We start from the raw sequence: 15,907 nt of genomic DNA on the forward strand, positions 1-15,907 counted from the left end.
TAATCGCGCGCCGCACGACGGCTGCTACTTCTGCTCTCAATCGCACCCTCGCGGCGGCTCATCACTCATCCGCACTCGCGCGAGTTTGCGCAAAAGGGCGCTCACAAAGGCGAGCGCTTGGCGAATGCGACGGCACAACGCGAGCAGCCCGAGCGAACGAAATCGCTCAGGCAGAGGGGCTACAAGGGGAAGAAAAAGTGGAGGTGAGGTCAGGGAGATCCTCACCTCCATACTAGGGACCACTTCATTACGTAGCTTTTCGACTTAAGCCTGTGGCCTGGCTGATTTGCGAGCGAGGTCCTCGCACTTTCGTGCAAGTAATTCTGTTAGCTAGGCTCATTTAAGAGCTTGGCGGAAAAGCTTCGCGGGAGTGATTGGAGCGCAACGTCCAGGGACTGACAAGCGCTCGCGGGGAATAATCGTGCCTGGCCGCACGGGTGATACATCTGCTCTCAATGGTGCCCCCAGAGCGCCAGGAGTGGGATCCCCAGAGCGCCGCGCGTGCGCAAAAAACGGCACGCGCAGCGTCCCCGGGGTGCTGTCGCTAGCGGGCGACCGCGCCGACGCCGTCCTGCTCGATGCTGGAAGGCTCACCGATACGCACGTGGCGAGCTCTCACCAGGCGCCCGTACTCGTCGTACTCGCCCTCCACCTCGATCAGGCGGCCGGCGATCACATCGTCGAAGGAGCCACCGATGAAGACAGTCTTCTCGGTAAGCTCGATCGGCGTGCCGTCCACCTCGAAGCGGCCCACCAGCGGCTTCACGTCGGTCACCAGGCCCTCGATGTCGATCTCCTGCAGGGGTTCGCCACGCAGACCGCGGTCTTCGCGGCTCACGCCGATGGCCTTCAGCACCGGACGCTGCAACACGCCACGCACCTCCACCCAATCGCCGCGACGCGGCTTGAAGGGACCGAAGCCGGTGACCACCGCGCGGGAGAAGTCGACGAGCTGATCGCCGATCACCAGGTGATCACCGCGCACGGCCACCACTTCGCCGGTGACCTCGAAGGCACCCGCCGGGGCGGGGTCGATGCGGGTGGCGAGCAGACGGCCGCTGAGCCCTGCGTAGCCGCTCACCTCGATCCGCTGGTTCAGCTGAAAACGGGAGAAGCCGTTGCCGAGCTCCGGCGAAATCCGGGTGCGTCGGTTCACCGTGATCAGCTGGCCGAGCACCGTGAGCTGAGCGGTGCCATCACCGTTGATACGGATCTGGTCGATCGGCCCCTGAACTGCATCGCGGAAGGTCACGAGCCCCACCGTCGGCAGGGTCTCGGGGCCGGTGCTCGCGTGCGTGTACACGATGTCACGCAGTTCCACCAGCTGCCCCTGACGCAGCTCCGAGGCCGCACCTGGAACGCCGTCGATGACGATTTTCGCCTGACTTACGTCGTAATCCACACCTGCCACCCGGAGCGTTCCGATATCTCGGATATGCCCGTTGGCCACGATACCGCGTGCCACGCCTCCTCGGTCGATCGCCGCCACCGCTATCGCCGCCACGGCGAGTAGTAGGGGCAGTGCCAACCAACGCATGGCAACGTCCTTGTTATTCATGCATCTCTCCAGTGTATTCGTGTCGTGTGGTCCGCCCATTGACCTATTGCTCTTGTTGTACTGGTTGCGCAGCAGCCTGCGTGGGCTGCTCGTCGATAATCGTGTGAATCTCGTAGGCGCCGGCGCCGATGCGTACGCTCTCTTCGTTTGCATCATTCGAATTCTCGTGTGCGATCAGCCAGGCGTCTACGTCCTCTAAGAATGTCTGAGCCCGCTCTTCGAGAAACGCGCGGAAGGCCGGTGCGTGCTTGAGCGGAATCTCCGCACTCCAGGCACGACCTTCGAAACGACTCTGCGCGGGATCTTCGCGGTAAATGTTGTGGCGTACGGTAGTACCCAGATCCGCCAGCACCAGGCCCGCACGCTCGATCGCATGGGGGTCGGTGGATTCCGGCTGGAAGTAGCGCGTGAGCGGACGCAGAGCGCCGTCATCCTCACGCTTGACCGCGCCCACGGACATCAGTTCCTTCAGCATCGCCGTCAGGGGAATATCCGCCCCGCTGTAGCGCTTGTAGAGCGATGTGAAGCTGAGTTCGCCCTCCATCGGGAGCGTCAGAGGACCGCCCTGCTCATCCAGGAATGCCTCGTCCGTGTGCCACCCCATCAGCACCCGTGCAGCGCTGTGCACACGGTCGCCCGTGGGAGACTCCTCACCGGCCAGGATGTCGCGCTGGCGACTCGCGTCGCGACGGGTCAAGCCGGTCAACATGGCGACGCGCGATATATTCGTGGGACGCCCGTCGATACCAAACTCCTTCATGGCCACGTCCACGTAGGCCAGCCGCAGCAGATCTGCGAACTGTCGAAACGTGATGCCCGACCGCAAGGTGATACTCACGATCGGACGCAACATGCGCCGAACGAAGGTACCGATTGAGGAGCTGATATCTGCCACTGTGTCCTTTGGTATCAATTGTTGTCCGACACATCGGGGCCCGTAGGATGCCCCAGGCCCGTGCGGAATTTCAAAACGCCGCTGCTGAGCGACTACGAAGCCACCCGCGGCCGCCCACATGATTAATAACTCAATGATTTAGATCACAATTCTGACGTGAGACATATTGACTCAAATGCACCCGGCGGGCAGCCAGCGCGGTGCGGCGCAGAAAACGGCAGCAGACAAGACCTAATGGGAGGGCGGCGCTAACCAGTGCCGCACCACCTGATTCGATGACGTTCGAGAAGGAGATTGATGGATGACCAGCCTCGATGCGGCGACCCTCTACGCCGGACTGCTACTGCTACTGATGGTGTACCTGAAAGGGAACTGCGGCTTCACGCGGATGCGTGAGAAGGTCTTCCTCGGGGACGGCGGCAACGACGCCATGCTGCGGGCCATCCGCGCCCAGGGCAACGCCGTGGAAGACGTGCCGATGGTGCTCATCGGGCTCTTCGCCCTCGCGGGTCTTGGGGCCAGCGCGCTGATGGTGCACGTGCTGGGGGGTGCCTTCGTCCTGGCCCGCGTGCTGCATGCGCTGGGGATGCTCGGTGGCGTCGGCTTCGGGCGAGTCGCGGGCACCCTCATCACTCAGCTGGTGATGATCGGCACCGCCGGCCTGTGCCTGTGGCAGGCGCTCACCTGAGGTAGCGCGTGGCGGGTAGGCCGGGTCATCGGGCCCGGTCGACCGCTGCGCGTAGCGCCCGGATGCGTTCGGGGCCGACCCGGCAGCAGCCACCGAGCAGGCGGGCCCCGGCGGCCAACCAGGCGCTCACCTCGCCTCCCTGCGCCGTGACCCCTGGGGCCGGCAGCCAGCGTCGTGTCGCTGCGTCGTATTCCTCGCCCGCGTTGGGGTAGGCGATGAGCGCCTTGGGGGTGGCCTCGCCGAGCCGCGTGAGCAACGGCTCGACCAGCACGGGCTTCACGCAGTTCACGCCGATCGCCACCAGGTTGTCGGACGCCTCGCACAGGCGCGCCACCTCAGCGATCGGCGTACCGTCCCACAAGGACTCGCCGGTGCCGCAGCTCATGCTCAACCATGCGGATACGTTAGGTGTTTCGCGCAGCAGGCGCAGGAGCACCGCCACTTCGCGGACGGAGGGAATCGTCTCGCACGCGAGCAGATCCGCCCCACTCGCCGCCAGGAGTTGCCAGCGCTCGGCGTGGAAGGCGTAGAGCGCCTCATCCTCGACCCCGTATGCCCCGGTGTACTCCGAGCCATCTGCGAGGTACGCGCCGTAAGGCCCCACACTCGCCGCTACCAGCGGGCGCACACGGCCCGCGCGGTTCTGCTCCTGGGCCCAAAAGGCATCACGGGCTTGCACAGCGAGGTCCACGGCACGGGTGATGAGCCTTCGCGCGTGTTCATGGTCGATCCCTCGCGCCGCAAAGCCGGGCAGGCTGGCTTGGTAGCTCGCCGAGGTGATGCAATCCGCACCGGCCTGCAGAAACGCCTCGTGCACCTCGCGAATCGCCTCCGGCGCCTCGATGAGCACCTTCGCGGACCAGAGGGGATCGTCGAGATCGAAACCCCTCGCCTCGAGGGCGGTGGCGAGCCCACCGTCGAGGATGACGGGCGCACCCCCATCGCTCCCCAGACGCTCCCGCAGCGTGCCTGGCGACAACATCGCAGCCGTCAGCTTCGACCGTGATCGATCATCAGGAGAATCCTAATGAGATCGATGGGTAAGACCGCACGATCACCTCGCCCGGCCCTACGCAGGGTGCCGTCGCCCCTGCAACAGTACAACGCTCAGCAGCGACAGCATAAACAGCAAGACGGGCACCACACTCAGGAGCAGTCGCTCCCACCCCACGGCCAGCACCGTCGATCCCGCCAACAGGCTGGCCACAGCGGCGGTGCCAAACACGCAGAACTCGTTGACCGCCTGCGCGCGAAATCTCTCCGCAGGGCGATAGGCTGCAACCAGCGCCGTGGTGCCGCCCACGAAGAGAAAGTTCCACCCCACCCCGAGCAGCACCAACGTGGCGAAGTAGTGCATGACCTCGTGGCCTGCAAACCCCGCCAGTACGCAAGCGAGCAGTAGCAAGGTTCCTCCCCACATCAGGCCGCGTACCCCGAGCTTGGCGATCAACAGGGCCGAGAGGAGCGATGGCGCGTACATGGCGATCACGTGCGCACGCACGACGGCGGCCGTGTCCGCGACAGCGTGCCCGTCCACCACATGCATCGCGATGGGGGTGGCGGTCATCAAAAAGGTCATCACCCCCTGCCCGACCACGGCGGCGATCACCGCCAGCGCAAAGCCCTTCGATCGCACCATCTCCAGCAAGGGGCGTACCCCATCAGCCGACCCAGGCGGAGAGGATGCGTGAGCGGCGGGCGGCGCGAGGGGCCTCATCATGCCCACCAGCACGACCGCCACCACGTGAGCCGCCGCCAGCCCCAGGAAGGCGCTACGAAACGGCACGCTACCGTCCGCGCCGGCCCCTCGGGTCACCAGCTCGGCGCCGAGGAACGCGCCCCCGATCGAGCCCATGAGAATGAACGACACCGCCTGACCGGCGCGCGCTGGGGAGACACACTCAGCCGCCGCAAATCGCAGCTGCTGACCGAAGGTCATGGTGGCGCCGATGCCCACGGCGGCCAAACAGAAGAAAGCGAAATGCTGATGCTCCACGGCGTTGGCGGCGAGCAGCGCACTTGCGATCGCCAGCGTAGAGGCCCCCACCGTGCCCCAGCGACGGCCCACACGCGACATCAACAGGCTCGCTGGCACTGTAGCGAGCGCGGTCCCCAGAACCATCAGGGATACGGGCAGCGTCGCGAAGCCGGACGGCGCGAACTGGCTGCCGACGATCCCGCCGACACTCACCAGCATCACGGACCCGGCGCTGAAAATCGCCTGCATCAATAGCAGACACAGCAGGTTGCGCTGAAGTAGGCGGTCCGGCGGCGCATCGCCAACGGCGTCCGGCTGCAGTGGCGTGTTCAGAACTCCCCCGAGCGGTTGGATCGAGTGACGGGTAGGCGCGTCAGGCTAACAGGAACGGCGCAAGCCCGGGAGCCGCGGGCCCCCCAACGCCTACAGGTAGGGACTCAGCAACGCCGCCAGCGAATCGCGCACGCGCACGATCACCGATCGCGAAGACAAGGACTCATGGCTGAGCGCCGCACTACGCTCGATCGTCGTTGCTATGTGGGCGCGCAAGTGCTCGGTCAAACGGCGCGAGAAGACCTCCACACCGATCTCGAAGTTCAAGCGCAAGCTGCGCGGATCCAGGTTGGCAGAGCCGATCAAACTGTAGCCATCGTCGATGCAGAGCAGCTTGCTGTGGGCGAAGGGAGCCGGCTGGTAGTAGATCTTCACCCCCCAGGCCGTGAGCTCTGCGAGCACGTTGCGATTGGCCCAGTGCACGACGGGGAGGTTGTTGAGCGCGGGCAACACCACCTGCACGCTCACCCCTCGCAGGGCCGCCGCCTGCAACGCGGCCACCATCTGCCTGTTCGGCAGGAAGTAGGGCGTCATGATCTGAATCGACGACTGGGCGGCGCCGATCGCCGCGAGGATCAGCAAGGCCAGCGAGTCGATGCTCTCGTCCGGCCCGTCCGCCACCACCCGACACTCGCACTGCCCAGGCGACTCAGCTAGCCGCGCCGGCATGGCGGGCGCTTCGCGGCCCGTGGAGAACTGCCAATCGCGGGCGAACAGCGCTCGGATCTCCCGCGTCACGGGGCCCCTCAAGCGGAAGTGCACATCGGTGATCTCCCGTGAACGCAGCGCGGTCTCACAGTTGTCCTCAGCGATGTTGATGCCGCCCACGAACGCCACGTCGTGGTCGCAGGTGAGGAGCTTGCGATGGTTGCGGCAGTTGAGGGAGAACCCCGGGAAGCGCAAGCCCGGCGGCAGGAAGCTCTCCACCTCCACCCCCGCCTCGCGCAACAAGGCGCGGGGGCGACCGCGGGAGTAGAACTCGCCGACGCCATCAAGTAGCACCAGCACGCGCACACCGCGCGCCTTGGCCTCGACGAGGGCATCGATAAAACGCTTACCCGTGGCATCCGCGCGCATGATGTAGGTCGCGAAGCAGATCTGCTCCTGCGCGGCGTCGATCGCCGCCAGCATGGCGGGGTAGGCGTCATCACCGTTGTGCAGCACATCGAGAGCATTGCCTCCGACGAGGCCCTGGCCCGTGATCCGCTCCCCTACGCCGACCAATCCCGACTCCCCCACCTCCTCATCGCGCAGGGCCAGGGTGCGGGCGGACTCGTGGGCCACGTGGAACACCCCGCGACCGCGCGACCGGGCGCCGACGCGCACGCGGTTGATACCCAGGAAGTAGTAGGCGATGGGGCCCGCGTAGGGCACCAGCAGGCACACCATCAACCAGCTGGACGCGGCGCGCACGTCACGCTTGTACAGTAGGATGTGATAGCTGGCGAGCGCTGCCGGCAACACGTGCAGCAACGCCAGGGGCACCACCGATAACGCGCTCATGCCAGCGATACTACACCCCTCTCCATGCGCCTAGTGGTGTGGAACATCCGCTACGGGGCCGGCATCGGCAAGGCCATGCACTGGCCCTTTCCGGGCATCGGGTATCTGCGTCGCAACGACGATAACCGCGAGCGCATCGCCGCCTACCTCGCGGGTCTCGACCCCGACATCGTGGGTCTATTGGAAGTGGACGGGGGGTCGATCCGCGCGGGCCTCGATCAGGCGAAGGCGATCGCCGACGCCCTTGGGCACTACTCCGTCTACCGCTGCAAGTACGGCCCCGCCTCCTTAGGCCTCCACCTGCCGATCGTCAGCAAGCAGGGCAACGCCTTCCTCGCCGCGCCACGCGTGCTGGGGGAGCGTTTCCATTACTTTTCGCGTGGCACTAAGCGGCTGGTGATCGAACTGGAACTGGAGGGGGTAGCGATCTTCCTGGTGCATCTGTCCCTGCGCACCCACCATCGGCGCCACCAGCTCGACCATCTACGAGAGCTGATCGGCCCGGTGACCAACCCGGCCATGGTGGTGGGCGACTTCAACACCTTCGGCGGCGCCGAGGAGTTGTCTCACTTTCGAGAGGCCCTCGGCTTGCGCAGCGCCAATACGCAGGGCCTTCGCACCTATCCGAGCCATAAGCCCAAGCGAGAACTCGACTACATCCTGCACGATGAGCGCATCGTGATCGAGCACTTCGCCGTCGGTGACTCCCTGGCGTCCGACCACCTGCCGATGATCTGCGACTTTCAGCTGCCGCGTCCGCCAGCGTAAGCGGGGCGAGCGACCGATCAGATGATCCCGCCGCCCACCATCAGGCGCACGGCGGCAATGGCGAAGACCACCAAGCAGAAATTGCGTCCGCTATCGGAGCGCGACACGGCCCCGCACAGCACGCCCACCAACGCGATCGGGAGCACCATCCAGTTCCCCCACCCCAACAGCGGCAACGCCGACGGGATCGCCAGCAGCAGCGCGAAGATGCCGATGAGAAAGGCCAGTATGTTCAAAACAGCGTCCTTAATCGGGAGCGTTGACGGTTCCCTGCCGCACGTGTTGCCAAAGCGCCAGGCGACGGGTGCTCTGGTGTTCACCGTATTCTAGCGGTCGTACAGCACCTGCATGGCGGGTCCGGGATCGAGACCACCATGCCCATCGCGTAGCCAAGGCCGAATCCGAGGGGGCGGTCGTGCGGGCGTGAACGCGTCGTCCGATCAGCGGCATTTGTCACCCTTGCCGCGATTCATAGGAAACCAATAGACAACGAACAGGCTCCCCACAAGCACGTAAGCCGTGCCACCTCTAGCGTATTGAGCATTGAGAAAACGAAAGCCTATTCAGTCACATACGCGGCGTTTCCTCAATGACCGCGCTCAGAAACGAGCGCCATCCTCAATAATCGTGAACCTGGAGCCAGACCATGGTGACGTCATTGTCGTTCGTTGTTGCAGCCATACTTTTCAGCGGTTCTGAGGCGACGGAAATCGCCGAACTCCCGTTGGCAACACACTCTTCTGCCACCTACCTGGTGGTGGAGACCCCGGGGGGAGCGCCCGAAGCGCCCTACGTTCACCAGATCAGCAGACGGCAGTGCTCGGATCCGGTCCGGCCGGTCTTCGGTCGCAGCCGGTGTCACTGAGGTCGGCTGTTCGCAACGGGTGGTCTCCCGGCTAGCGTGTCGCTCCGGGGGCAGATGACACACGGCCCAGAGGCAGCCGGCGGCGTTGCTTCTGGGCCGTCTCCGCCAAGAACCCTTACGGGAGCGGCGCTATTTCTCCGGCTGCTTCCATGCGAGCCAGGTGGGCCCGCTGCTCGGCGAGGTCGGCCAGTATTTCGTGGTTGATGGCCTGACCCTCGGGCATCGCCAGGAGCGACTCCGGCACCATCCGATGCTTGGAAAGGTCCAGGCGGCCGCCGATCGCACGCCACTCGCGCACGCTCTCCAGCGCTCTCTCTTCGTTGCCCATGGCCATGTGCAGCCAGGTATCCAGGGTTTGGATGCCGCTCCAGCGATGACGGCTGGTCGCTGGCAGCGCCTCGAGGATCTTCGCCGTCAACGGCGCCGCCTGGTCGCCCCGGCCGGCCAGGTGCAGGGCGGCCGCGTACACCAGGGCCAGGTGGTAGCGGTCAGGGATACTCCCCACGTCTGAGCCGCCCAGCAGGAATTCCGGATAGTGGGTCTCCACGCGCTCGATCGCGCGCTCGGGATCTCCCGCCGCAAGATCGAACCCGCAGAGCATCACGTCGACCCAGCGTAGTTGGCCCGAGTAACGTTCCCCCATCTCCTCGAGCAGCGCCTGGAGCGGTTCGTCCTCGCCGCGTATCAGGTGGATCCTGATCCGTGCGACATCCGCTTCCGCCCCCGTCGGAGACGCTGCGAGAAACAACTCGAAGAAGCGCACGGCCTCATCGGGAACCCCCAGGTCATCGTAAGCCGTTGCGAGGTTCAAGAAGTTGAACGCCGTGTCCGGGTCCAGGGCATAGAATCGTCGGTAGGCTTTGATCGCCTCGTCGTGGCGATAGAGCTTCAAGAAGTACAGGTCGCCAGCCACGCGATAGGTCTCGGCATACCCGGGTGCACTGGCGATGGCAGCGTTGAATTCCTCGAGCGCCTCATCAAAGCGTTCCAGCTCGACCTTCACCCACCCGGCGATCGACAGCGTGATCGGATTCTGTGGATCCACCGCTTTGACGTTGGCCAGAAGCGCGAGCGCCGACTCGTGTCGACGCAGCCAGTTGCTCTGGAAGAAGGCGTACATGCGCGCCGCGTCGGCATTTCCCGGGTTGAGCTCGAGCGCCCGTTCGTACGCTGACTGCGCCGCGTCGCGATTCCCCTTGTCGCGTTCGAGGAGTGCCAGAGCCTCGTAGGCTTCGCTGAGCGCGGGGTCCAGGCTCAAGGCCTTTCTCACTGCCACTTCGGCAAGTACCAGGTTCTCCTTTAGGGGCAGGCTGCTGTAGGTGCGTTGTTCCAGCAACGCCAGGCCCAGCTGGGCATGGGCTTCGGCGAACTCCGGATCGAGGCGCACCGCTTCTCGATAGTGCTCCACCGCCTCGCCGAACCCTTTCGTGGTAGTCAACGCGGCACTGACACGACCGCGGAAGAAGGCGTCCAGCGCCGCCGTGCTCTGGGTGGGGGCCTCGGCGATGTCCTGTTGTTCCTCCTGAGACAACACGGCGCGCAATGTGGTGGCCACGGCGAGGGTGATCTCGCTCTGGATGGCAAAGACGTTCTCGGCGTTCAGTTCCCGCGTGTAGGTCTCCGCCCAGATGTGCTCGTCGGTCGCCGCATCGATCATCTGCACGTTGATGCGAATGCTGTCGGCGGCGCGCTGTACACCCCCTTCAATGATGAGAGCTGCACCAAGTTCCCTGCCGATCGTGGGCATGCTCTTGTTGCTGCCGCGATAGGCCATCATGGAGGTGCGGGATATCGCGGCGAGGCCGCTGATCTTGGTGACCTGCGTGATGAGATCATCGTGGAACCCATCGACGAAGAACGCATCTTCCTCCACCTGGCTGTGGTTCACGAAGGGCAGGATCGCGATGGTGTTCGGGCGCAGTTCGCCCGGCTCCGGACCGTTTGGCCTGACGTCTGCGGTGGGCGTGGTGGGCTGGCTCGAGGTGGGCTCTTCCGCCAGCCAAAGGAACGCGGCCGCTACTGCAGCAACCAGTGTCCCTAGGGCAAGGTACGGTCGCCACTTATGTAACGCGGGGGTTGGGGGCGAATCGGCTGGTGCTGCCTCGTTCGAGGCCGCCCCGGCCGGACTTGGCGCTGCCTGAGTCTCGCGTACCTCACCGACGAACTGATAGCCGCGACCGCGCAGGGTTCTGATGTACTTCTGCTGCTCACCGTTGTCGCCAAGCACGGCCCGCGCCAGCTTGATTTCGTTGCTCAGCACGTTGTCCGAGACGACGCGCCCAGACCAGAGTTCGTTGAACAGCTCCTCGCGCGTGACCAGGCGATCACGGTGCTGCATCAGAAAGACCAGCAGGTCGAAAACCTTAGGCGTTAACGAAACCGCCTCTCCCTCGCGCGTCAGTGAGAAGCTGTTGGTGTCGAACTCCAGCCCCGCACACTGGAAAATCATCGGTTGCCCACGCGACGTCCTCGCCTTTTTCCAACATGTTGACACAAAAGGACTTGCCCGCGGCAGGCGCCAGCGCCATCGACCGGCATGCCCGGATGCGCTGTCCGCCACCGCTTCTCCACCGGGTGCAGGGGGTGGATGACTTACTCACGCGATTCTTCTGTGCCACCATCGACAGCTCACCGGGTGCCCCGACAGGTCAACTATGATTTTCCAGTGCTCAGGACTGGAGTTCGACACGGAGAGCTTCGCCGTAACCCGCGAAGGCGAAGCCGTCCCGGTGCCCCCCAAGGTATTTGACCTACTGATCTTCCTGATGCGTCACCGTGATCGGCTGGTGACGCGCCAGGCGCTGTTTGAGGCGCTCTGGGCCGGCCGCGTCGTGTCGGACAACGTGTTGAGCAACGAAATCAAGCTGGCACGTGCCGTCTTGGGCGATGACGGCGAGCAACAGCGATTCATCAAGACCGTTCGCGGCCGCGGCTATCAGTTCGTGGGCGAGGTTCGGGAGGTCGAGGCTGCACCAGAGGCGGCCATGGGCACCGTGTCGACGCGCGGGCCCGCTGTGCGTCGCGCGTTGCTTGGTGGGTCCGCGCTGCTGCTGGTCCTGGTGCTCGGCGTGCTCTGGCTGAGGGACCCGGTCGAACCTGCTCCCATGGTTGTGCGTGGCGCTTCTGCGCCAGCGGAACTCCGGCCGAACACCATCGCCATCCTGCCCTTCATGAATCGCAGCGATCTGAAGGAGGATGCGTACTTCGTCGACGGCTTCCATGACGACCTCATCACGCAGATCGCCAAGATCAGCGGCCTGACCGCGATATCCCGCAGCTCGGTGATGGCCTACCGGAGTAGCGATAAGAGTCTGCCCGAAATCGGTGGAGAACTCGGCTCCAGCCTCATCATCGAAGGCGGCGTCCAGCGCGCTGCTGAAAGCGTGCGCATCAATGTGCAGATGATCGATGCGGCAACCGACGAGCACCTGTGGGCAGAAACTTATACACGCGAGCTCAATGCGCAAAACGTGTTTGCGATTCAAAGCGAGATAGCGCTTGCCGTTGCAGCGAAGCTTCGCACGGTGCTGTCGCTGGAGGATCAACAGAACATCGCCCGGGTGCCTACCGAGAATACTGCAGCGCTGGAGGCCTTCTTCCGCGGTCGCGTGAGCATGGCGCTCGACACGGGCGAGGCGTTCCGTGTGGCGGTAGAGCATTTTCGCGAGGCCGTCAGGCTTGATCCGGCGTTTGCCAAAGCCCACGCTCAGCTAGGGTTGACCCTACTCGAACATCGCACCTTTAGCAGTCAGTCACTGCCGCAAAATCTGGTACTTGCTGAGGTCGCGATCAACAAGGCCTTAAGCCTCGACCCAACACTCAGCGAAGCCTATGAGGCCTTGGCCCTACTCGAGCGAGACAGAGGAAACACAACGGAGGCGAGAGCAGCCTACGAGCGGGCGATCGAGCTCAACCCCGGTAACGCCCACGCCATTCGCATGTATGCGTTCTTTCAGAGCGCTTGGCTGGGTGAGCACGAGTCAGCGCGCGCGCTCCTGGTCAATGCTAAGGCGATCGACCCCCGCAATCCCATCACGTTGGCGATAACGGGCTGGGTGCTGGTTCGCCTCGAGCGCTTTGAGGAAGCGCTGGCAAACCTCAATACCGCCAGGGAGAACGCCCCGGACTACGCCGAGACCTATCATGTGCTGGGTGATCTGTATTCGCTACATCTGTACGGGCATGACAAGGCCATAGAGGCCTACGGGCGTTTCTACGCCTTGAACCCGGACACAGTATCCAATCTGTTGTACATCGGAACGGCTTACGACGATCTCGGCATGAGCGAGGAGGCCGTTCGCTATTTCGAGCGCTACCTCGGTGCTGTGCCAGAGGGGTCCGAGGCTGACGTCGCTCGCATCCGGACATATCTGATTCGTGGTGAGGACCAACAGCTCGAGGCCTTGCTCCAGGATATGGGCGAAAGGTATGGCGGTAACGTTCGGTGGGTTGATGTGATGCTGAGCACCTTCGACCTTGCTCGGGGGCAACCCGAACGGGTTATCGACCGCGTGGAGCAACACTATCCTGAGTTCCTGCTGGGCGGTGCTGAGATTGCGAGTATCCCGGAGCAGTTTGACCTGGCGTTGGTCTATGCCACAGCGCTGCATCTCACGGGTGAGGCGGAGCGAGCGATGCCTTTGACTGCCCGAATCCTTGAGCTGATCCCGACGAAGAGTCGCCATCGTTGGGATGGTGTGATGACCAAGGACACCTGGCTTCACGTGGCCATGGGCGACGAAGAGAGGGCGCTGCAGAGCGTGCGCGACTGGCGTGCCATGGGTGGACTGGTGGATCTGACCAAGCACCGGATGGTACCGGCATCCCTGTTCGATCATCCGGACTTTCAGGCCATCAACAACGAGGTGCTTGGAGAACTCGCCAAGCAACGCGCCAATCTGGCTCGCATGCAAGCCGCGGGAGAACTCGCGCCGCTCCCGGAGTTTCGGGCGTCTCGATAACCTCTGAGCGTTCGGGAGCAGTGCAACCTTCAGCGCGCGGTCCCACCCCGTGTTAACGGTCTGCTGCGAGCACGAACGTGAGCGCCGTACCGTCCTTGGCGCATAATCGCGGGTCACGGTCGCGCGGGTCTGTCGCGCGCCCCAGCCAGGCGGGAGAGGCGAATGCGCTTTGTCACCTACAGCGACGGTAATACAGGCCGCGCCGGCGCCCTTCGCGAGGGCAACCAGGAGATCGTGGATCTCGCGAGTGCAGCGGGAACGGCCCCGGACGCCGCTGCCCTAGAGAGTCTCCAGCGCATCATCGAGGGCGGCGACGAGGCGCTCGCCCGCTGCGCCAGCCTCACGCGCAACCCGCCTGGCCACGCGATCAAACCCCTGGCGCAATGCGACCTCCTCGCCCCGCTGCCGCGGCCGCTGCAGATGCGCGACTTCATCGCCTTCGAACTGCACCTCACCCAGTGCCTGCGCACCGCTGCCCGCATGCGCGGTGAGAGCGAGGAGGCCGTGGAGGCGGCCCGCCCACCGCCGGCCTGGTACCAGCAACCGCTCTACTACAAGTGCAACCGCCTCGCCGTGTGTGGCACGGGCACGGCCATCCACTGGCCCGCCTACTCGCACGTCCTGGACTACGAGCTGGAGTTCGCCGCCGTGATCGGCTGCGGCGGGCGCGACGTCGCCGCCGCTGACGCCCACCAGCACATCTTCGGGTACATGATCTTCAACGACTTCAGCGCCCGCGACGCCCAGCTCGCCGAGATGCCGGGCATGCTCGGGCCCGCCAAGTCCAAGGACTTCGACAACGCCAACGTGCTCGGACCATGGCTGGTCACCGCCGACGAGGTGGGTGATCCCTACGACTTGTCCATGAGCGTCAGCGTCAATGGCGAGCTGCGCGGCGAGGGCAACAGCGCCACCATGCACTGGACCTTCGATCGCATCATCGCCCACCTGAGCCAGGCGGAAACGCTCCACCCCGGCGAGGTGCTGGGTTCGGGCACCGTGGGCAACGGCTGTGGCCTCGAGAGCGGCCGCTTCCTCGCCGATGGCGACGAGGTCACCCTGCGCGTGGAGGGACTGGGTGAACTCACCAACCGCGTGCTTGCCCCGCACACGAGGAGCCCGTCATGAGCACCCCCTGCTACCGCCACGGCCTGCACGACCTCGGCAACGGCACCTGGGCCTGGATGCAACCCGACGGCACCTGGGGCTGGTCCAACGCGGGGCTTGTCACTGACAGTGGCGCCTCCCTGCTCGTCGACACGCTCTTCGACGAACACCTCACCCGGAAGATGCTGGACGCCATGCGCGACGCCGCCGGCACCGCCGCCGGCGATATCGGCACCCTGGTCAACACCCACGCCAACGGCGATCACACCTTCGGCAATCGCCTGGTGGAGAACGCGCGCATCCTCGCCTCCGAGGCCAGCGCGCGGGAGATGGAAGACGTGCCGCCCGCCATGCTGGCGCAGATGATGGCGGCCACGGACCAGCTCGGTGAGCTCGGGGGTTACCTACAGCATTGCTTCGGTCAGTTTACCTTCGACGGCATCCCCCTCACCCCACCCACGGAGACCTTCAGCGGTGAGCTGCAGGTGGCGGTCGGCGACAAGTCCGTGCACTTGATCGAGGTGGGACCTGCCCACACCCAGGGCGACATCCTGGCCTGGGTGCCGGACGACGACGTGCTCTACACCGGCGACATCCTCTTCATCGAAAGCACGCCGATCATGTGGGCCGGCCCCGTCGGCAATTGGCTACGCGCCCTCGAACGCATCCTCGCGATCGACGCCAGCACCATCGTGCCGGGCCACGGGCCGATCACCGACCGGGCAGGTGTGCAGCGCGTGCACGATTACCTCAGCTACATCGATCGCGAAGCACGGGCGCGCTTCGAGGCGGGCATGAGCAGCGAGGAGGCGGCCTTCGACATCGCCCTCGGCGACTACTCGAGCTGGGGGGATGCAGAGCGTATCGCGGTGAACGTCGACACGCTCTATCGGGAGTACCGGGGCGATGACAGCCCGATCGATGTCATGCGCCTGTTCACCCTGATGGCCGCCCTGCACAAGGCAAGGCCCCGGGGCGCCTGACAGCCGATCACCCGTCGGACCGGAAGGCCAGAAAGAAAAAGAGCGCCCCGTGTAGGACGCCCTTTCTTTGAATTCACGACGCTTCGTGCGTCGCCAGCGAATCGCGCCCTAGGTGGACCGTCGCCGGGTCACGATCAACCCCAGCAGCGCGCAGCCGAGCAGGAAGCCCGACACGGGCAGGGGAATCGAGGTCGCCCCGACCAGCACCTGGTATTGGCCACCGCTGTCGCCGGTGGCAAGGCCTGAGACCATGAAGGTGTACGTGCCC

12 protein-coding genes are annotated in these 15,907 nt (G+C 64.7%); 5 read left to right on the top strand and 7 right to left on the bottom strand.

Annotated elements, in window-relative coordinates:
• Nucleotides 1-544 precede the first annotated feature (544 nt).
• Together AAF184_09205 and AAF184_09210 are read right to left on the bottom strand one after the other, a co-directional pair.
• The gene (locus AAF184_09205; protein ID MEO0422498.1) at nt 545-1,558 is read right to left on the bottom strand and encodes a DUF5666 domain-containing protein; all 1,014 of its coding nucleotides are present in this window, start codon (nt 1,556-1,558) and stop codon (nt 545-547) included.
• Nucleotides 1,559-1,601: 43 nt separating this feature from the next.
• Entirely contained in the window at nt 1,602-2,573 is a 972-nt protein-coding gene (locus tag AAF184_09210) for a DUF6502 family protein (protein MEO0422499.1), read from the bottom strand.
• Between the two features lie 181 nt (nt 2,574-2,754).
• On the opposite strand from AAF184_09210, the gene AAF184_09215 reads away from it, so the two are divergent.
• Nucleotides 2,755-3,141, top strand: a complete 387-nt coding sequence (locus AAF184_09215; GenBank protein ID MEO0422500.1) for an MAPEG family protein — start codon at nt 2,755-2,757, stop codon at nt 3,139-3,141.
• Nucleotides 3,142-3,166: 25 nt separating this feature from the next.
• Here the strand turns inward: AAF184_09215 and mmuM are convergent, their stop codons facing one another.
• The 3 genes from mmuM to cls form a co-directional block, all read right to left on the bottom strand.
• Nucleotides 3,167-4,123, bottom strand: a complete 957-nt coding sequence (mmuM, locus tag AAF184_09220) for a homocysteine S-methyltransferase (GenBank protein MEO0422501.1) — start codon at nt 4,121-4,123, stop codon at nt 3,167-3,169.
• An 87-nt stretch (nt 4,124-4,210) separates the two neighbouring features.
• Nucleotides 4,211-5,368, bottom strand: coding sequence for an MFS transporter (locus tag AAF184_09225; GenBank protein MEO0422502.1), 1,158 nt, complete (start codon nt 5,366-5,368; stop codon nt 4,211-4,213).
• A 174-nt stretch (nt 5,369-5,542) separates the two neighbouring features.
• Nucleotides 5,543-6,955 carry a cardiolipin synthase gene (cls, locus tag AAF184_09230; GenBank protein ID MEO0422503.1) on the bottom strand — a complete coding sequence of 471 codons (1,413 nt, stop codon included), beginning with the start codon at nt 6,953-6,955 and terminating at the stop codon, nt 5,543-5,545.
• A gap of 24 nt (nt 6,956-6,979) precedes the next feature.
• Between cls and AAF184_09235 the strand changes: the two genes are divergently transcribed.
• On the top strand, nt 6,980-7,723 hold the full coding sequence (locus AAF184_09235) for an endonuclease/exonuclease/phosphatase family protein (protein MEO0422504.1): 744 nt from the start codon (nt 6,980-6,982) through the stop codon (nt 7,721-7,723).
• 17 nt (nt 7,724-7,740) lie between these two features.
• On the opposite strand, the gene AAF184_09240 is transcribed toward AAF184_09235, so the two are convergent.
• A complete protein-coding gene (locus AAF184_09240; GenBank protein MEO0422505.1) occupies nt 7,741-7,959 on the bottom strand; it encodes a hypothetical protein in 219 nt (72 codons plus the stop codon).
• A 744-nt stretch (nt 7,960-8,703) separates the two neighbouring features.
• Complete coding sequence (locus AAF184_09245; GenBank protein MEO0422506.1) at nt 8,704-11,037, bottom strand: winged helix-turn-helix domain-containing protein; 2,334 nt, start codon at nt 11,035-11,037, stop codon at nt 8,704-8,706.
• 205 nt (nt 11,038-11,242) lie between these two features.
• Between AAF184_09245 and AAF184_09250 the strand changes: the two genes are divergently transcribed.
• The 3 genes from AAF184_09250 to AAF184_09260 all read left to right on the top strand — a co-directional run bounded on the left by AAF184_09250 (nt 11,243) and on the right by AAF184_09260 (nt 15,639).
• On the top strand, nt 11,243-13,549 hold the full coding sequence (locus AAF184_09250; GenBank protein MEO0422507.1) for a winged helix-turn-helix domain-containing protein: 2,307 nt from the start codon (nt 11,243-11,245) through the stop codon (nt 13,547-13,549).
• A gap of 162 nt (nt 13,550-13,711) precedes the next feature.
• Nucleotides 13,712-14,677, top strand: coding sequence for a fumarylacetoacetate hydrolase family protein (locus AAF184_09255; GenBank protein MEO0422508.1), 966 nt, complete (start codon nt 13,712-13,714; stop codon nt 14,675-14,677).
• Nucleotides 14,674-15,639: an MBL fold metallo-hydrolase gene (locus AAF184_09260; GenBank protein MEO0422509.1), complete on the top strand. Its 966-nt coding sequence runs from the start codon at nt 14,674-14,676 to the stop codon at nt 15,637-15,639. Before AAF184_09255 ends, AAF184_09260 begins: the two co-directional genes overlap by 4 nt.
• Nucleotides 15,640-15,907 lie beyond the last annotated feature (268 nt).

It is taken from the genome of Pseudomonadota bacterium (assembly GCA_039815145.1).
In the GTDB taxonomy this organism is placed as follows: domain Bacteria; phylum Pseudomonadota; class Gammaproteobacteria; order Steroidobacterales; family JBCBZW01; genus JBCBZW01.